General features: G+C 64.1%; 15 protein-coding genes and 2 pseudogenes. 10 read left to right on the top strand and 7 right to left on the bottom strand.

Translation table 11 applies throughout. The features are described from left to right. Positions 1-51: 51 nt before the first annotated feature. The 6 genes and pseudogenes from AC0IW9_RS20960 to AC0IW9_RS20935 form a co-directional block, all read left to right on the top strand. Positions 52-2,187, top strand: coding sequence for a hypothetical protein (locus AC0IW9_RS20960; RefSeq protein ID WP_471650246.1), 2,136 nt, complete (start codon positions 52-54; stop codon positions 2,185-2,187). A gap of 316 nt (positions 2,188-2,503) precedes the next feature. Further along, positions 2,504-3,475 carry a hypothetical protein gene (locus tag AC0IW9_RS20955; RefSeq protein ID WP_471650245.1) on the top strand — a complete coding sequence of 324 codons (972 nt, stop codon included), beginning with the start codon at positions 2,504-2,506 and terminating at the stop codon, positions 3,473-3,475. A 633-nt stretch (positions 3,476-4,108) separates the two neighbouring features. Continuing rightward, on the top strand, positions 4,109-4,636 hold the full coding sequence (locus tag AC0IW9_RS20950) for a winged helix-turn-helix domain-containing protein (RefSeq protein WP_471650244.1): 528 nt from the start codon (positions 4,109-4,111) through the stop codon (positions 4,634-4,636). Positions 4,637-4,679: 43 nt separating this feature from the next. Beyond that, complete coding sequence (locus AC0IW9_RS20945) at positions 4,680-5,711, top strand: uroporphyrinogen decarboxylase family protein (RefSeq protein ID WP_471650243.1); 1,032 nt, start codon at positions 4,680-4,682, stop codon at positions 5,709-5,711. 1,020 nt (positions 5,712-6,731) lie between these two features. Beyond that, positions 6,732-7,001 carry a hypothetical protein gene (locus AC0IW9_RS20940; protein ID WP_471650242.1) on the top strand — a complete coding sequence of 90 codons (270 nt, stop codon included), beginning with the start codon at positions 6,732-6,734 and terminating at the stop codon, positions 6,999-7,001. A 165-nt stretch (positions 7,002-7,166) separates the two neighbouring features. After that, positions 7,167-7,244: pseudogene (locus tag AC0IW9_RS20935) on the top strand (transposase DNA-binding-containing protein); the annotation flags it as partial. A 472-nt stretch (positions 7,245-7,716) separates the two neighbouring features. Here AC0IW9_RS20935 and AC0IW9_RS20930 read toward each other — a convergent pair. The 4 genes from AC0IW9_RS20930 to AC0IW9_RS20915 all read right to left on the bottom strand — a co-directional run bounded on the left by AC0IW9_RS20930 (position 7,717) and on the right by AC0IW9_RS20915 (position 9,358). Next, the gene (locus AC0IW9_RS20930) at positions 7,717-7,935 is read right to left on the bottom strand and encodes a hypothetical protein (protein ID WP_471650293.1); all 219 of its coding nucleotides are present in this window, start codon (positions 7,933-7,935) and stop codon (positions 7,717-7,719) included. Positions 7,936-7,940: 5 nt separating this feature from the next. Beyond that, positions 7,941-8,099: a hypothetical protein gene (locus AC0IW9_RS20925; RefSeq protein ID WP_471650292.1), complete on the bottom strand. Its 159-nt coding sequence runs from the start codon at positions 8,097-8,099 to the stop codon at positions 7,941-7,943. A gap of 56 nt (positions 8,100-8,155) precedes the next feature. After that, positions 8,156-8,446, bottom strand: a complete 291-nt coding sequence (locus tag AC0IW9_RS20920; protein ID WP_471650241.1) for a hypothetical protein — start codon at positions 8,444-8,446, stop codon at positions 8,156-8,158. Between the two features lie 465 nt (positions 8,447-8,911). Continuing rightward, entirely contained in the window at positions 8,912-9,358 is a 447-nt protein-coding gene (locus AC0IW9_RS20915) for a nuclear transport factor 2 family protein (RefSeq protein ID WP_471650240.1), read from the bottom strand. A 577-nt stretch (positions 9,359-9,935) separates the two neighbouring features. Between AC0IW9_RS20915 and AC0IW9_RS20910 the strand changes: the two genes are divergently transcribed. Continuing rightward, on the top strand, positions 9,936-10,193 hold the full coding sequence (locus AC0IW9_RS20910) for a hypothetical protein (RefSeq protein WP_471650239.1): 258 nt from the start codon (positions 9,936-9,938) through the stop codon (positions 10,191-10,193). A 68-nt stretch (positions 10,194-10,261) separates the two neighbouring features. Here AC0IW9_RS20910 and AC0IW9_RS20905 read toward each other — a convergent pair whose 3' ends face one another. From AC0IW9_RS20905 to AC0IW9_RS20895, 3 genes are all read right to left on the bottom strand, one after another. Continuing rightward, positions 10,262-10,696, bottom strand: a complete 435-nt coding sequence (locus AC0IW9_RS20905; RefSeq protein ID WP_471650238.1) for a secondary thiamine-phosphate synthase enzyme YjbQ — start codon at positions 10,694-10,696, stop codon at positions 10,262-10,264. A gap of 39 nt (positions 10,697-10,735) precedes the next feature. Then, positions 10,736-13,111 carry a type IA DNA topoisomerase gene (locus AC0IW9_RS20900; protein WP_471650237.1) on the bottom strand — a complete coding sequence of 792 codons (2,376 nt, stop codon included), beginning with the start codon at positions 13,109-13,111 and terminating at the stop codon, positions 10,736-10,738. A gap of 716 nt (positions 13,112-13,827) precedes the next feature. Beyond that, positions 13,828-14,271: a PACE efflux transporter gene (locus AC0IW9_RS20895; RefSeq protein WP_471650236.1), complete on the bottom strand. Its 444-nt coding sequence runs from the start codon at positions 14,269-14,271 to the stop codon at positions 13,828-13,830. 88 nt (positions 14,272-14,359) lie between these two features. Here AC0IW9_RS20895 and AC0IW9_RS20890 point away from each other — a divergent pair, with 88 nt between their 5' ends. The 3 genes and pseudogenes from AC0IW9_RS20890 to AC0IW9_RS20880 all read left to right on the top strand — a co-directional run. Beyond that, the gene (locus AC0IW9_RS20890) at positions 14,360-15,268 is read left to right on the top strand and encodes a LysR family transcriptional regulator (protein WP_471650235.1); all 909 of its coding nucleotides are present in this window, start codon (positions 14,360-14,362) and stop codon (positions 15,266-15,268) included. Between the two features lie 509 nt (positions 15,269-15,777). Then, on the top strand, positions 15,778-16,605 hold the full coding sequence (locus AC0IW9_RS20885) for an IS5 family transposase (protein ID WP_471650234.1): 828 nt from the start codon (positions 15,778-15,780) through the stop codon (positions 16,603-16,605). A gap of 247 nt (positions 16,606-16,852) precedes the next feature. Then, a pseudogene (locus tag AC0IW9_RS20880) lies at positions 16,853-17,029 on the top strand (IS630 family transposase); the annotation flags it as partial. Positions 17,030-17,106 lie beyond the last annotated feature (77 nt).

The following is a 17,106-nucleotide window of genomic DNA, read 5'->3' as shown; positions in this document are numbered from 1 at the left end:
ATTGCGGTGTCGCCCGGAGCCGTCCCGTTCATCCCAGTAATGGAGCAGACCATGCCCCAGGCTTCACAGAGCCCGACAAGTGCAGCGAATTTCGTCGATTCCATCGGCGTCAATATCCATCTCGGCTACAATAGCTTCGTCGGTATGGCTGACGACGCTTATAACCGTTTTGACTTGGTCAAGTCCGCACTCGGCTATCTCGGCCTGCTTCACGTCCGCGATACGTTTGCCTACGACTACTACATGCCCGAGGTCGAGGCATTGGCGGCGATGAATATCCGCTTCGATGTCTATATGGGCACCGGCACCCATGTCGATTATGCGGGAGAGATCAGCCGCATCAAAGCTCATGCAGCTTCCATCGAATCGGTCGAAGGCCCGAATGAGGTCGACAACTGGCCCGCCATCTTCAACGGGATGACCGGCGTCAGCGCGGCAACCGCCGAGATGCGACAGCTTTACAACGATATCCACAACAGCAGCGTGCTGAACGGCAACGGCAAGACTACGCCGGTGCTGAATTTTACCCTGGCCCGGCCGGACGGATATGCCGCCTATGGTGACATGGCGCCCTATACGGATGCCGGCGCGGCGCATATCTACCCGCCGGGCGGTGCGCCGCCAGCAGCGGCGATCACCGCAGGCCTCGCCGCTGCCGCGCGCTCCGCGCCGGGGCAGCCCGTCGTCATCACCGAAGGCGGCTATTCGACCCTGCCGCAATCCGGCGTCAATGGCAGCGTCTCGGAACTGGTACAGGCCAAGTACACGCTCGACTACGTGCTCGACGCCTGGAATGCCGGCGTCGACCATACCTATCTCTATGAGCTGCTGGACGAGCACTCCGACCCGACCGGGCTCGACCGCGAGCAGCATTTCGGCCTGTTCCGCTACGACGGTACAGCAAAGCCCGCTGCCGTGGCCTTGCACAACCTGACCACCCTGCTCGCCGATCCCGGAGCGAAGCCAGGCTTCGTGCCGGGCACGTTGGGGCTTTCGGTCGGCGGCCTACCAGCCGCAACCGGGCATCAACTGTTGCTCGGAAAAAGCGATGGCAGTTTCTCGCTCGCGCTCTGGAACGAAACCAATCTGTGGAATACCGGCACGCAAACGGCGTTGGTCGGACCTCCGGCCGCGGTGACGGTCGACCTGGCGGCCCCCGCCACCGTCATCGCCTACGACCCGCTGCTCGGCACCACGGCGGTCCAAAGCTGGCAGGGGCAGACCCACATCCAGCTCAGCGTCCCGGACCATCCGCTGATCCTCTCGATCACGCCGATGGCAGTCCCGCCGCCGCCGGGACCGACACCCGGCCCGGGTGGGACGCCACCCCCCCTCACGCCGGTGCCGAGTGTGCCGCCACCGGTGCTGGCATGGTTCGCGAACCAGGACACGAACTGGGCCTACGACATGAGTGTCGCCAAATCGGCCGTGCTGCCGGAAGGCGGCGGCACGATCGATATCAGCAAACTCGGTGTGGCCGGGCTTGCGACGCCGGCGCATGTGGCTGTCTCGACCGATACGCAACAGGTGACGACACTGCATGTCGTCGAAAGCTGGAACACGTTGAAGACCGTGCATCTGGAGAACGCAGCGGGAGGCAACTACAGGTTCGAGGGCTTCGTGCATGCCGATGCGATCCTGGGCGGCACGGGGAACTCCTCCATCGCCCTGGACGGCATCAAGCGTGGCGTGGTCACGACGGGTGGCGGGAACGATGTCGTCACGGTGAAGTCCGCGGTGCAGTCTGGCACCACGGCCGATGCCAGCAACCGCTTCGTGATCAATACCGGCGCGGGTGACGATCAGGTCAGCGTGCAGGCCGGCGCCTCGTGGACGAATGTGGCGGTGACGCTCGGTGCGGGACAGGATGTGGCCAGCTTCACCGGCGTGAAGACCGGCAGTGTCGACGGTGGAGCTGGCGCGGATCGCATCGATCTCGGCGCCGGCCACACGGCCTTCTCCTTGATCCTGCGGCACGGCGAGGTGGATGGCGACACCTACCTCAATCTCAGGGGCATGGGTTCCAGGGGCGGCGACGTGCTCGACCTCTATGGGTATGGGGCGGGAGCGAAGCTGGCCCTCATCGGCCAGGGCGTGCTGCGGGTGACAGCCGAGCACGGAGACGTCGAGACATTCTTTGCGCCCGGCGTCACCAAACTGGCCGCCGGAGACTACGTTTTTCACTGAGGATGCTGTGGCCGATACTCTCCCGCTACTGCCGGGTTGAGAAGTTGGCTGGACCGGAACCGCCTGATCCGCCCTGCCTAGCTGATCCGGCTTACGTGATTTTACATGGTCCCCATCTCAGACATGCTGAGTCGGCACCGAGGGCCGTCAATTTTAAAGGAAAGTGATAGCTGCATCCATACCGATGGCTGCGCCGTAGCTGTACAGATGCAGGAAAAATATCTTCGAAACAACGAATGCTGGAGGAAACTAAATTTCATGAAATATTTCATTTACAGCAATGAACATTGCTCTTAAAGAAGCGCTGTGAGGAGATATGCTTGAAACATCTGTCCGATGGTTTCCGGAAAAATTAAGACTGACGGCCGTTGTGCTTGGCTGTAACAGCCAGAAAGACCTCTGCGCAGCCTTTCGTCGCGTCAATCCGCAGACTGATTTCGATCTCGAGCGGTCCTACAAGTGGATGCAAGGCCGCTCCTTGCCACGCTCATCGCGCGTTTACGCCGATTGGCTCGCGCTGCTCGGCTTGGCGACGGTTTCCGTATCGTGGCTCGTGTCGTCGCCCATCGACCAGTTCGTCGAGGCTCTGGCGCTATTCTACCGGGTTGAGGCTTCGGCACTTGTGGAGCAGGCGGGCATCAATCGCGGGGCTGCGGACGTAACATCTCATGGGGTGACCGATAATTTTCTTTGCGGAGTTTATGCGGCTTATTCGCACGCCCAGTCGCCCTACTTCCACGGCCACCTTGTCAGGGCGACGCTCGTGATCGAATCCGCGCCGCGAGGTTCTGAAAGGATGACCGCCACCTATTCGCAGCGCCTACCGATAGGCCGGGTCTATGCGAGCGGGACCGTGGGAATTTACGGTGCGGCATTGAGCCTCGAGCTGCGAGCACCGGGCCCGAATGTCGCTCCGGTATTCTGCAGTCTCTTTCGTCCATCTCCACCGGGCAGCGTGTTGATCGGTGTCATGTGCGGCACCGTTGCGATCAATCCGGCCGGACAACCACCTTACGCGACACGGATCATCATGGTGCGTATCGCTGAGGCATTCGCGGAACGCGTCGAGCTATCGAACCGATATATGGATCGGGACGCGCTGCCCATCTCGTCCGACCTTGCTGCACTCGGGGTTATCCTGCCGGATCCTGCCGAGTTCGAAGCGCTCGCGCGTCGCCTCTTGACTCCAGAGCGACAGGAAAGCGGCTTCGATCAAGTGGCAATGACGGATTCCATCGCGCTGACGATGGCCTGCGATCAGATCTGGCTCGACGGCCTGCACGCCTGAATTCCGCTGCAAGCCGACACGATGGCACAAGGCAATCCAATCGGGACTTCCGCTGAGTTGAAGCACGGCGCTTGGCAGCTGGCCAGTTCACTCTCGCCGTGCGCCTGGCAAACATCCTAGAGGGCCGTCGGGCACCGTGGCTCGATCCACAGTTGGTGCAGGTTGTGCGGCGAACGGCCGGACGTTCCAACTCATGCCGCGACTGTGAGGGCGAATGATACCAACAATACGGGGTCAGCGCGGCGTATTGGCTTACCTACGCCCTACCACTGTGGCGTCACCTTTTCTGTCGTTGGCTTCGATTACTGGCTGGCCAGAACAGCAGGTCATAGCAAGTCTCTCAAGCCTTGACTCAAAAAGGGGATTCCCCGGCGCGGGTCTGATCTAATTCAAGCTGGTGAGCATTGGAGCTTCACCCTGGCCAGAGCCATCGCCCCTTCAATCGGACTTCACCGGCGCACGGCTGCGTGCATTGGCACGGCATTCCAAAGACGCCTCGCAGGCAAGGCGGTTGTTGGCGTTGGCGGTGATCCACGATGGCGGCGCACGTAGCGAGGCAGCGCAGCTCGGTGACGTCACTCTGCAGATCGTCCGTGACTGGGTGTTGCGTTTCAACGCCCAGGCCCGCGGGGTATGATCGACCGCAAGCCGCCGGGCCAGCCGCGGTTGCTCACCCAGGCTCACCGCGAGGGGCTGGTGGCGATCATCGAAAGCGGCCCCATTCCTGCAGTTCATGGCGTTGTTCGGTGGCGGCTGTGCGATCTGGGCCAATGGCTGTGGAAGATGTTCCGGGTTCCGGTGTTCAAGCAGACCTTGAGCAGCGAGCTGCACGCCATGGACTTGCGCAAGCTTTCGGCGCGGCTGAAGCACCACGCCCAGGCGCCACAGGCCATCGAGACATTCAAAAAAACTCTCCACCACGCTAGCAGGCATTGCGACCGACCAGGGCATCGGCCTCGATGCGGTAGAGTTTGGTTCGCAGACGAAGCCCGTATCGGTCAGAAGAACAAGATCACCCGCCGCTGGGCCAGACGTGGCACAAGGCCATTAGCGCCGCAGGACCAGCGGATGGCGGCTTCCCACGTCAGGCCTCACGGACGCTCGGCTGAAACTGCGGTGTTGACAGTGAGCGATGCCTCGGCGAAGCCTTCCGGCCCATAATGGAGGCAAGGGCACGGAGCCTCCCGCCCAACGGAGACACCCGATGCATAAGCTTTTGCCCACGTCGCTGGTCGGGTCCTATCCGCAGCCGGATTGGCTAATCGACCGTGAGAAGCTCGCCGGCCGATTCCCTCCGAGGGTTCGAGCGAAGGAGCTATGGCGCATTTCGCCCGAGTACCTCGATCAGGCGCAGGACGACGCAACTCTCCTCGCCATCCGGGCGCAGGAAGAGGCCGGGCTCGACATCATCACGGATGGCGAGATGCGGCGCGAAAGCTATTCTAATCGCTTCGCAACCGGGCTCGACGGCGTGGACCTGGACAATCCCGGCACAGCGCTGGACCGCAGCGGTCACCCGAACCCGGTGCCACGGGTGGTAGGCCGCATTCGGCGGCGCCATCCGGTTGAGGTGCGCGACGTGAAATTCCTGCGCGCCAATACCGACCGGATGATCAAGATCACCGTGCCCGGCCCCTTCACCATGGCGCAGCAGGCGCAGAACGACTTCTACAAGTCCGAAGAAGAGATGGCGATGGACTATGCGGAGGCGGTGAATGCCGAGATCCGCGACCTCTTCGCCGCCGGTGCCGATGTGGTGCAGATCGACGAGCCCTACATGCAGGCGCAGCCGGACAAGGCGCGCGACTACGGCCTTCGGGTCGTGAACCGCGCGCTCGAAGGCCTCGAGGGTCGTACGGCGTTGCATATCTGCTTCGGCTACGCTGCAGTGATCCATGCCCGTCCTGCCGGGTACTCGTTCCTGCCCGAGCTGTGCAACTGCCATGTGCAGCAGATCTCGATCGAGACGGCGCAGAGCTCGCTCGATACCTCGGTGCTGGAGAAGCTGCGCGGCAAGACCATCATCCTCGGCGTGCTCGATCTGTCGGATATGGCGATTGAGACACCTGAAGTGGTGGCGCAGCGCATCCGGCGCGCCTTGCCGCATGTGGATGTGGACAAGGTGATCGTGGCGCCGGATTGCGGCTTGAAGTATCTGCCGCGGAATGTCGCCTTCGGCAAGATGAAGGCCATGGTGGATGGCGCCGCATTGGTCCGAGCCGAGCTGGGCGGCTGAGCCCCAGCAGGGATTCGCCGACCCTGCTGGCAGAATCGGCGGAACTGCGCAGAGTACCGTTTTGGAGCGTGGTGATGCGTTCCCTGCATCCGGGCGGACGCCTTGTGGCGGCGGGTTCCATGGCAGCTGGACATGGCGCGCGATGCAGACGGCCGGCGGTGCAGGCTGATCCCTCCCTGTTGCTCGCTATGGTTTGAAATGAAAGCTGCCTGGACCCCGTTGGTCCACAACCCCCAGTCGCCGCCCGTAGGCTGATGCCGTTTACACGCGGTACCTGGCTTGAGGTGGTACGCAACTACGGGCCGAGGTTTGGGCTGACCCATCACGGGGCGCGGCTTGTCATCGACCACCGCAACGATGGATTCCACTTGGCGTCCACGGCATCTCACCGAGATCCTGAAGTTTCGCAGTAATCCACGGCTCTCGGCGATGATGGCGGCTGAACGGATTAGCCGCAGGCAGGCGGATCTGGCGCAGGCACTGGGGCGGACGCCGACCGCGGCTGTCGGCGCAGATAGCTTGCAGTGAGTCCTCGCCATGTCCCATAGCCCGGGATAGCGAATGGCCACTCAGCCTTGGCCGTATTTATCGGGCGATCGAATAACTGATTGATGACCGGCGAGTGACAGGTGCGGACCTGCTTGTGTGTCTCAGCGCACGACCAGGGAAGGGGCCCGCACAGCAGGACGTACCATCGAAGTCGCCGACACCTGGCATCGGTCACGTCATTGGCGAAGCACAGGCCATCTCGTTTATGAAAGATGCGGGTGGTCGGGTCCACATCGGGCTTTCCGTCCAACTCGGTCTCGACAACCGTTGTGGTCACCATCTACCCGACCAGCCAAATCCGTTGCGATATCCTTCACAGTCAGACTCTAAGGCTCTCAGATGCATTTGCGCTTCCCACAATACTTACTCGCCCTCTCATTCCTAATGGGACTAGCGACACCGGCAGTGGCACAGGACCGCAAGCCGCTCCCCCCTGCAGCTACGGCGCCTGGTTCCGCGCACCGGGTGGTGGTGAGCAACCGTTCGCCTCGTACCATTGAACAGGTCTTGATTTCGACCAGCACGGAGGCGGAGTGGGGTTCGGACCTCCTCGGGACAGACGTTATCGAGACGGGTCGTCAAGTCGCAGTGAACTATATCGGTGACTGCCGCGCCGATGTGCAGATCGTGTTTGAAGGCGGTGCCATGGAAGCTCGCCGCCGCGTGGATGTCTGCCAGAACAGCACTCTTACGATTACACCCGGCTGGACCCTGAGCCCCAACCTGGGTGCGCGCAACTAGCAACGGCTTGCGTCGGTACTAAGTAAACTGGTGCCGCGCGTACTATATTTTTTACGAAAAGCTGGGCTGTATCACCGTGATGCAGTCCAGCGCCGTAGGGACTGTCGGTCGCCTCCTTGAGGTACCGTTCACACATTCGACCTTGTGCAGCTGCTCTTGCAGCGGATGGGCGATGCCATCGGCCAGCCATTGCCACTTGCCTGCCAGGACTGGGCAGGGAACAAGGCGGCCTACCGCTTCTTCTCGAACGATCGCTTCGGCGAGGATGCTGTCTTTTCAGGCCACTTCGCTGCCACGGCCGCCTGTGTTGCGGCAACGGACGGCCCGATTCTGGTCGTCCAGGACACGACTAAGTTCGTCTACAAATGGGCCAAGCCAGACACCTTCGGCACAATCGGTCGATCACCCACGGGCCGCGACCGCAATGGCAAACGGCGGATGCATACTCAGTGTGGCTTGTTGATGCATTCCAGCCTTGTCATGACGCCGGAGGGCCTTCCCCTTGGGCTGGCTGCAGCCAAGCTCTGGACGCGTTCCAAAGACCTCGCAGTGCGGCGAGGAGAGCGGTCGCAAATACCGCCCACATTGCGACCATGCCCCACGCCGAGCATTCCGTCGCGGATTGGAGCAGCAGGGCGTCCACCACGACCGGCGGGCTGGTCACTCACAGCGCGCCCACATGCACCAACACTGCAGCGGCGATCCCCACGCCAACTCAGCCGTGCAGCCGCCGCTCGAGCCGCAGTCGCAGCCCCGGCAGGTAGGACCCCAACAGTCGTGGCTGGAGAAACAACAGTACCAGCGCCACCACGCCCGCGAAGCCGGCCGCGATGTAGACCCCGTCGCGCCAAGCGAGAAGCGGGCTGCGAGCCGCAACCACCACCGGTACGGCCATCGCGGCGGCCAACGCTGCCCAGATCAGCGCCGAACGCATCCGCCTCACAGCCGTCGCAGCACGAAGTCCGCACTCAGGCTGATGTCCCGCGCGCTGCGCATTACCGGGCGAAGGAAGACAGTCTCGACGCCATTGCCGTTGTGCGCGGCATGATAGGCGAGGTGCGCATGCGCTTGGCCGAAGGCGGGTATGATCTGCGGCATATCCATACACCATTCGCGTCGGTCAGTATCGCGCCGTGGCTGTGCGCGCCGCACTCCTAGCCTTCTGTCGTATGTGCCCAAACCTGGACCCGCGCACGCGGGATCAGCGCACCGTCGCCAGCGCGGCGAACCGTGCCGGTCAGCCAGTAGCCGCCGCCGCCGATGCGGTTCACCACCGGCGCGCCGGGCAGGTAGTTGTTGTCACCGCCGCGCATCGTAAGGGTGGGTGCCAGACCTTGTGTGCGCAACGGTGCGAGGAGGCCAGAGGCGCCAGTCACCAGTGTGGCGCCGAACAAGTACCGTACGGGCACGGATGGGAGCTCGGCGAGTCGGCGGTACTTGGGCAATCGTGATATCTCCTATGCTGCGCGGGAGGCGTCCCAACAGGTCGGGCTCGCCCCCGGCATTGGCATCACCGGCCCCGGGCACCGTGGCCCTGCATGTGGGAAAAAGTGGGGCGCGGCAAAGAGCTGCCCCGGCTTCCAGTCGGACCCGTTCGCAAGCGGTCGGCAAGTCTACTGACCGGTCGCAGTCACAAACAAGATCCCTTGCTGCGTCCTCAAGCCCTTGCCTTCAGATGGGCCGCGGTAGGCTATCCACTATCCTGATCGAGCGCCGTCGCCCTTTCCATGCAGCACGACACCGCCGATTGGCGCGGCGCCTGGCCAAACGACCGAAGTGCCGCAGCACCCAATCCTTCGCTGCGGCGGGCATCGAATGGCAGGATACCATTGATGTCCTCCGCGAGCATGCCAGGACCGTCCCTTTCGGCTAGTACCAGAGATGCAAGGGCCTATGGATCAAGGCTGATGTCAGATCCTGAAGGCTTGCCGTGCCAGGAGCCGCCATTGGCCGCTCTGCCTGTGCCAAACCTGCATGACGCCAACCCGTGAGGAACTGGGCTTGCCGTCGCTCTCGAAGTCGGTGGAGAACACATGACGGACTATCGCATTGTCGCCAGACATGGTGAGAGTTTGATCGGAGAGTGTGATGGTCTTGTAGACCGTCCGCCTGCCGGCCACGACGTCGAGGAACTGCGCCTTGCTCTCAACCACCCCGGCCGAATGGCCGTAGCTGAGTTGCGGCGCGGTTAGCGCATCGAGCTGGCTTCGGTCGGCGCTGATCATGGCAATCCGCAACTTCTCGACCGCTTGCGTGACAGCGGCCTCATCTGCCGGCTGGGCCAGCGCGGCTGGGATTATTGCAGCAATCGCGGCGAAGGCGGAGGTTCCGGCGAGGTGGCGACGGTTCGTTGGCATGTGGTTCTCCCTTGGGCAGGTTAAGGCAAAGGCTTGTTCGCGCCTTCTGAGCACAGGATAGTCTGCGCCGATTGATGGGGCCAAGCCTATCCAGGCCAGGCTCGCCGAGGTGCCTCACGGGTTAGCGCATGGCTGGCCACCGGGCAGCGTGCCGACCGATGGGTTCGCCGCAAACATGGCATGCGGGCCTTCCATTCGGTTTGACCGGAAGGCAACCTTGGTGCCCAAGGTACAGAGTGTCCTGACGATGTGACCACCCGCTCCACTGGCAGTTCGGCAGCCCCGGGCTCACCCGCTACGGCCCTTTCGGCACCGATTCAGACGCAGCTTGACCCATTGCACCGTGGAGGCTGACCGGATCGAATGGCGCCATGCCGGTTTTCTTCACCAGCGACACACACGTCGGCCATGCCTGAGCACGGGGCCTTTATCGGCGGCCCTTCGCATCTGTAGCGGAGATGGATACGGCCATGCTGGACCGCTGAAACAAGACCGTTGAGCCGGAGGAGGAGATCTGGCACCTCGGCGACTTCGCTCTTGGTGTGTCGGAGGCCGCGATGGCGGCACTGCTCGTCCGGTGCACGGCCGCAAGCCCCTTGTCACCGGCAACAACGATTCGCCGGCGACGGCGAGATTGACCAAGTGGACCAGTGTCCAACCCTGTGCCGAGATCGAGTTGGATGGTGGTGACCTGGTGCGGTGTCACGACCCGTTCCGGACCTGGCGCACCATGAGCTGCGGTTGGCGCAATCTGCATGGACACAGCCATGGCCGCCTGGTGCCCCTGCTGCGGCAGACCGACGTCGGCGTCGATGCCTGGGATTCTGACCGGTGACACTGGCACAGATCGCTGCCGCAAGGCGATCCCGCACCGGGACGACCGAATCCCGGTAAGGCGAACACCTATTCAGGCGCCGGCTCACCAAGCAGATGCAGCACCAGTTCGCGCCGGCGGGTACTGGTCCGGTGCTCCCAGAGATAGATCCCCTGCCAGGTCCCAAGCACGATCTGGCCCTCGGCGACCGGAATCGAGAGCTGGGTCTGCGTCAGCGCGGCGCGGATATGGGCTGGCATGTCGTCCGGCCCCTCGTCCTCGTGCCGGTACCGGCCGCGGCCGCCATCGGAAACAAGGCGTTGGAAAAAAGTTTCCAGGTCAGCCTTGACGTCAGGCGACGCATTTTCCTGGACGATGAGCGATGCCGAAGTATGCCGACACCAGATGGTCAACAGGCCCATGACAAATCCCTGCCGCCTTGCCCAGCCGCTAACCTGATCGGTGATGTCGACGAGGCCGCGCCCATGCGTCGTGATCTCGATGCGGTGCAGGTGCTGTTCCACGCCATGTCCTCCACGGAAAGCCGGTCTCGATACAACTCGTCATAGCCATCCGCGCTCACGGAAGCCGGCGAGATCGACGCCTGCCGGCGCGTACCAGCCGCTGGCGCGATAGCGGGCGCCAAGCTGAAGTGCCGCCTCCTTGTTGCCGAAAGGGATGCGTAGCGGCGTATCGCCGTTGGATGCATCTGGGGGCCGAAGCTTCGGCACGGCCTTGCCGGATCGGGTCATCCGCGGTTTTCCGGCGCCGGCTTTCCGTTTCCAGACAACCGCCTTCAGGCCCGGCTTGCCATATCCATCGCCTGGCTCCGACACGACCTCGGCTGCCGGCGCATCGACAGCACACCGGTCCGGCAGGCGTCCGTTCGCCACGGTCCTCCGGGCCGGCGATGATCGGCCGCCCCCGGCATCGGCCGGCGCGCCGGCCTTCCTGGGCGCGTGCTGGTCGAGAAAGGCGCGGCAGGCGGCGCCCGACGATGTGTAGCCGCGCGGCGGCTTGAGCCCCTTCTGACGAGCGAGGCTGTCCACGAAACCCTTCATCGCCGGCGTCGGCGGCCGATCCAGGCTGGCCGCCCTGGCGACACCGCCTAGCAGCGCCGCGTCGATGGTGCCGGTGCCTTCCTGCAGCCTGTCGATGATGCGGCTGGCTTGAGCGCAGACGGCGTCGATCGCCCCGACCATCTCCTGCTGCCCGACCAGCACTTCGTCGAGCAGGCGCTCCATCTGCGCGGTCACGCCGGGGTCGACCAGTGCCGGATCGGCCCGCTCCAGCACGGCGAACAGCGCTAGGCCGCGCTCGGTCGGCACGATGTGCTTACCCTCCGCGACGAGGAACTCCTGTGTCTTGAGCCCGCGGATGATCTCGGCCCGGGTCGCCGGCGTGCCGATGCCCTTGGCTTCCTTCAGCCGCTCCTGCAGCGCCTCGTCCGCAACGAAGCGCCAGGCATTCTGCATCGCCTCGATCAGCGTGCCCTCGTTGTAGCGTGGCGGCGGCCGGGTTTCCTTGTCCTCGACCGTGGCGTCGCGCAGCGTGGCGGTCTCGCCATGCCGCAGCGCGGGCAGCAGCTGTGCCTCCTCGCCCTTCTCCTCGGCCGGCTGCCAGTCCGGGAAGGCGGCGCGCCAGCCGAGCTCGGTCGGCTGGCGCCCAGCGGCGCGGAACAGGTGGCCCCGGATATCCAGCGTGACGGTGGTCTGCCGATAGCGGAAGTCCGGCATCATCGCCGCGATGTAGGAACGGGCGATGACATCGAACAACCGACGTTCGTCGCCCGACAGGCGCGGCCAGACCTCCCGCAGCGTGCCCACCGTGTTGACGTTCGGGATGACGGCGTGGTGGCTCGCCCCGGCCAGGCCCTTGTCGTGGAAATGGCCGCTGGCGCCGCGGCGGATGACCGGCGGTTCCGGCACCGGGATCGCCTTGAAACTCTGGCCGGCCCGCAGGCCGGCGACGATCAGTGGGGCATCTGGAATCAGGTTCTCCGGCAGGTAGCGGGTCTCCGCGCGGGGGTAGGTGATGATCTTCTTACCCTGGCCGTCATAGAGCTCCTGCGCCACCTCGAGCGTCTGGGCCGCCGACCAGCCGAAGCGGGAACCGCACAGCTTCTGCAACGACGGTAGATCATGCAGCCGCGGCGGCCCCTGCCGCTTGTCCTCAACCCGCACGGCAAGCGGCCCGGCGAAGCCCTCGGCGGCTATGGCGATCGCCTCGGCATCTTCGCGCTTGAGGATTCGCTCCTTCGGGGCATACCGCATCCGCAACTGCCCGGCTTCGGCCTGGACGGTGGCGACCACCTCGAAATATGCCTGCGGGACGAAGCTGCGGATCTCCAGCTCGCGTTTGCTAACGATGGCCAGTGTCGGGGTCTTTACACGCCCGACGCCGATGACGGTCCGTGCGCCGCGGGCCAGCGTCACCGTCGCCGTGCGGGTCAGCGACAGGTTGTAGATCTGGTCGGCCTGCCGCCGCGCGACGGCGGCCGCGTAAAGGCGGGCGAACTCGGCATTCGGCTTGGCTTGGGCGAAGGCATTGCGGATCGTCTGCGGGTCCTGGGCGGTGAAGATCACCCGCATGACCGTGCCACGATAGCCGTAATGCTCCAGGATCTCCTGACCTATCAGTTGCCCCTCGCGGTCACAATCGGTCGCCAGCCAAACGCGCTTAGCGCCGCGCAGCGCGTCGCGGATCGCCTTGAGTTTGGGGGATTTGTTGCCACCGGTAGCTGGCTTGGTGCCGTAGAGACCGTCCGGCCGCAGCAGGACTGCCGTCCAGCGCTTCCAGTCAGCGGAGACCTCCTCGGGCTCAACGAGGTCAAAGAGGTGGCCTTCGGCCGGCAGGATCGCGCCATAACGGCCACCGACGGCGGCGCGGACATCCTGCGCCTGGCTGGTCTTCTCCGTAATGACAATCTGATCGGTCATGCGGTCGCTCCGCGTGTTCTTTATCTGTTCATGACGGTGAGCGCTATGGCCCTCGCTGGATCATGGTCGGTATCCGCGCAGATATGCCGGCGGCGTAATCGTGCCGCCTTCGGGTCCTCGGTGGCTCGCGGTCGTCTTTCGAGCCGGAGCGGAGCCGCTGCCGGGTCACCCGTGCCCGGTGGACGCTGCAGCTGAGCTGGGTGCGGCAGCGCTGCGACTGGGCCGGCAAGCCGTCGCGCTTCCTGGCGGAGATCCCAAGAGCACTGATCGAAGGCGCCATGGTGGCGCCGGGATCCAACAATCAGCGCAGCGAAGGTCGGGCAGATGCGTCACGGCCGGCCCGGTCGGCGAAGCCACCAACCCAGGCCGAGACGGATCGGTTCATAGCGGAGTCTCGAGGCTCGGAATACCGAGCGGCAGAATGCCTGACTTCCGGCGCCTGAACCAACGCGGCCGGACAGGATTCCGCGGTGGTCATGACATTCGAGGATGGACCACTTAGGCACCGATCATCCGGCTGGAAGTTACGGCCGTTGGCGAAAACCAAGCGGGAACTGCGGGTGGCTCGAAGCCAAGGCGCCTGTGGCCAGGAGGACAGGAACAATGATCTGCGCTGTGCGGGCTATGCCAAGCGCCAGGGCGGCATGCCGGAGCGAAGCGCTCGGAGACTGCCGTCCTTCCGGCGCAAAGGCGTGACACGCAAGGATGCTGCCCATTCAGCGAGACGGCTCTGCTGCGACCTTGCTCCAGCCTTGCAGCGGGAAAACCCGGTCGTAGGCCAAGTTGAAGCCGAAGGCGTAGGTCACGTAGAAGGCGGCAATCGCAATATCCATGACGAAGGCGTGGACGAAGCTGATACCCAGGTACGAGGCGATGGGTGGCAGGAGGATCACGAGCAACCCGGCCTCGAACAGCACAGCGTGCGCCACCCGTAAAAGCAGGCTCTTGCGGGTATGTCCGGCCCAGTGCTGCATCATGTGGTCGAAGCCGAGATTGTAGACGTAGTTCCACGCCGTTGCGACGAAAGCACTGCCGACACCAATGACGCCCATGTCGGAAGGGTGCAATCCGAACAACACCGTTCCGAGCGGGATAATCAGCGCTAGGCCTACTACCTCGAACAGGATGGCGTGGCGGATACGGTCGCGTGTGCTGCGCATGGACTTGTCCCGGAATGCTGGGTGGTGCGCTGCCTTCTATCTGTGATACTTCCGCCGGCAAGTTGGAAGGTATCTGGAAACCAGATAGATGGCCGTCTCCCTAGACCAGCTTCAGGCCTTCGTGGCATCGGCCGAGGCCGGTTCCTTCTCCGCTGCCGCTCGCGCGCTGCGAAAGGCGCAATCGGCCGTCAGTACCCAGGTAGCCAACTTGGAAACGGACCTGGGTTTGGAGCTGTTCAATCGACAAGGTCGGAGCCCGGTACTTACCCCGGCGGGCAAGCGCCTCCTGCTGGAGGCCCGCGTGGTGCTCGAGCGGCGCGAGCACATGATTGGCGTGGCGAGCAGCCTGGAGCAGCAGGTCGAGAACCGCCTCGTCGTCGCCATCGATGAACTCTACCCGGAGCACGCGCTCGGCGCCCTCTTCGCGAGTTTCGCGCGGAACTTCCCCTTCGTCGAATTGGAGTTGCTCTTCCCGCTGATGGAAGACGTCAGCCGCATGGTGCAGTCCGGCGCGGCCGACCTGGGGGTGATGTGGCGGCAGGAAGGGTTGCCGATCGAGCTGGGGTTCCAGACCATCGGCTGGGTGCCCCTCAAGCTTGTCTGCGGGCGCGACCATCCATTGGCGAAGGAGAAGGTGGCGTGGGAGGAGCTGAAGCGTCATCGCCAGATCCTTGTGGCCGCCCGTAGCGACGAGCCGGAGAAGCGGCGCCTACGGGTGGCTGGCGAAGTCTGGTGGGTGGAGAGCCACTGGGTCATCCTGGAGATGGTGAAACACGGGATCGGCTGGGCCTTCGTCTCCGATCACGTCATCGCCTCCTCCCCCGCGGCGCCGGACCTGGTTACGCCGGACCTCCAGTTCGACAAGGGCGACTGGCCTGTGGCGCTGGAGCTGGTCTGGCACAAACACCGGTCCTGTGGCCCCGCCGCGGCATGGCTGCGTGAGCGTTTTGCGGCGGAACGGATCGGTAGCCTGTCAGGAGGCGGTGAGGCTGGTTAACGGGCGGCCCTGGCGAAAGGCCAAGTCAATCTTTGGGAAGAGCGTCGGCACCCGCTTCGCCGCACCCGTCACTTTGGAATCGGATAGGCTCCTCTCGACCGGATCGGATTTGAGCCGGCGATGCTACGATTGGTGTTGGGCATCTCCTGTACCGACCGGAGAAACCTTCAGCAGCAGGTGATGATCTGCGCCTATCAAGCCATAAGTCTGTCTTCATCCGGGCAGTACTGCTTCTTCCACGCCTGATGCAAGGACGGGGTCAGCAGGCTGCACGGTCCGCTGCGTGCCGACGCTTCGGATCGTGCTGGACCTCGTGGTGCAGGCGCTATTCCTGTCCGGAGCGTCCTCACCGCTGCGCGGGATCTGCGGTGGGCAATCCGTTGTCACGCATCCTTCTTCACGTTCCACAAGTGTGACAGGCCTTTCAACACGCCGCTCACTGACTGTGTGGAAAGACGGATCGCGGTCTAATGCGTTGCTGTGGCTCAGCTTTTCAAGCCGAGGCGGCCATGCGCGAACCCCGTCAGCACCGGTATCCGACAGACCTCTCCGACGCCGAGTGGGCAGCGCTGGAGCCTCTGCTCCCGCCGCCGGCGACGCGAGGACGGCCGCTCAAGTGGCCTCGGCGGCTGATGGTCGAGGCCATCTTCTATCTCGTCCGTTCCGGCTGTGCCTGGCGCATGTTGCCGTCCTCCTTCCCGCCCTGGCCGACGGTCTTCGCGCATTTCCGGCGCTGGCGGCTCGACGGAACGCTCCGGTGCCTGCACGACCGGCTTCGCGCCCTTACGCGCGAAGCCGAAGGACGACATGCGGAGCCGTCTGCCGCCATCATCGACAGCCAAACCGTGCGGGCGACCGGTGTCGGTGGGCCAGCGCGCGGCTACGACGCGGCGAAGCGGACCTTCGGTAGGAAGCGGCACATTCTCGTCGATGCGGCCGGTCTCGTGTTGCTCGCCCATGTCCACGCCGCCGATCTGCATGACCGGCTCGGCGCCCAAGACCTCATCAAGCGCGCTGCGCCAAGCGAGCTTCCGCGGTTGGAACTGGTCTGGGCGGACGGCGCCTATGCCGGCACCTTCGCGCGATGGCTAGAAGCTGACCGGGGCTGGCGCGTCGAGGTGCCGAAGCATCGCGACCGCCACCTCTGGCGGTACGGCCTGGAAGAGAAGCCGCAGGGCTTCCAGGTCATCCCGCGCCGCTGGGTGGTGGAAAGGACCTTTGCCTGGCTGTCGCGCTCGCGCCGTCTGGCACGCGACTACGAGCGGTTACCGGCATCCAGCGAAGCCATGATCCACGCCGCCATGTCACGCCTCATGCTTCGGCGCGTCGCCGCATAGCGGGCATTCCCACACAGTCAGTCAACGTCTTGCGATAGGCAGTTGGCCGATAGTACTCGCCAGTCGGCAGGTAGGGCACATCCTGGAACGCCCGCTCCTGATGCTGGACCGCGATCGCCTTCCGCGCCGCCATGTCTGGCGCCTGAAACTAGGCCTTATACCCGGCGCCTGAAGATCTGACTCGTGGGGCTTGAGCCGACGCGGGCGGTCGTGATTCATCGGCAGGCATGGCATTTGGGGATGGACCATGCCGGTTTTGATGATCCGGGAAGACTTGCCACCTGGCGAGCTACGGCGGTTGGCGAAGGCGGAGCGGGACCTGCGGGTGGCGCGTCGCCTGCTGGCGATCGCGGCAGCCCTTGAGGGCTTGAGCCGGGAGGCCGCGGCACGCGTGGCCGGGATGGACCGGCAGACGCTGCGGGACTAGAGCGTTTTCCTATCAGTCTGCGTCATAGCCTGCGGCGGTAAAGTAGTTAGTGCACTCGGTTGGGGTGAAGGTGT

The organism is Belnapia sp. AC561, from assembly GCF_979252845.1.
Note: the sequence above shows the minus strand (reverse complement) of the source record. Positions and strands in the feature narration are given on the sequence as shown.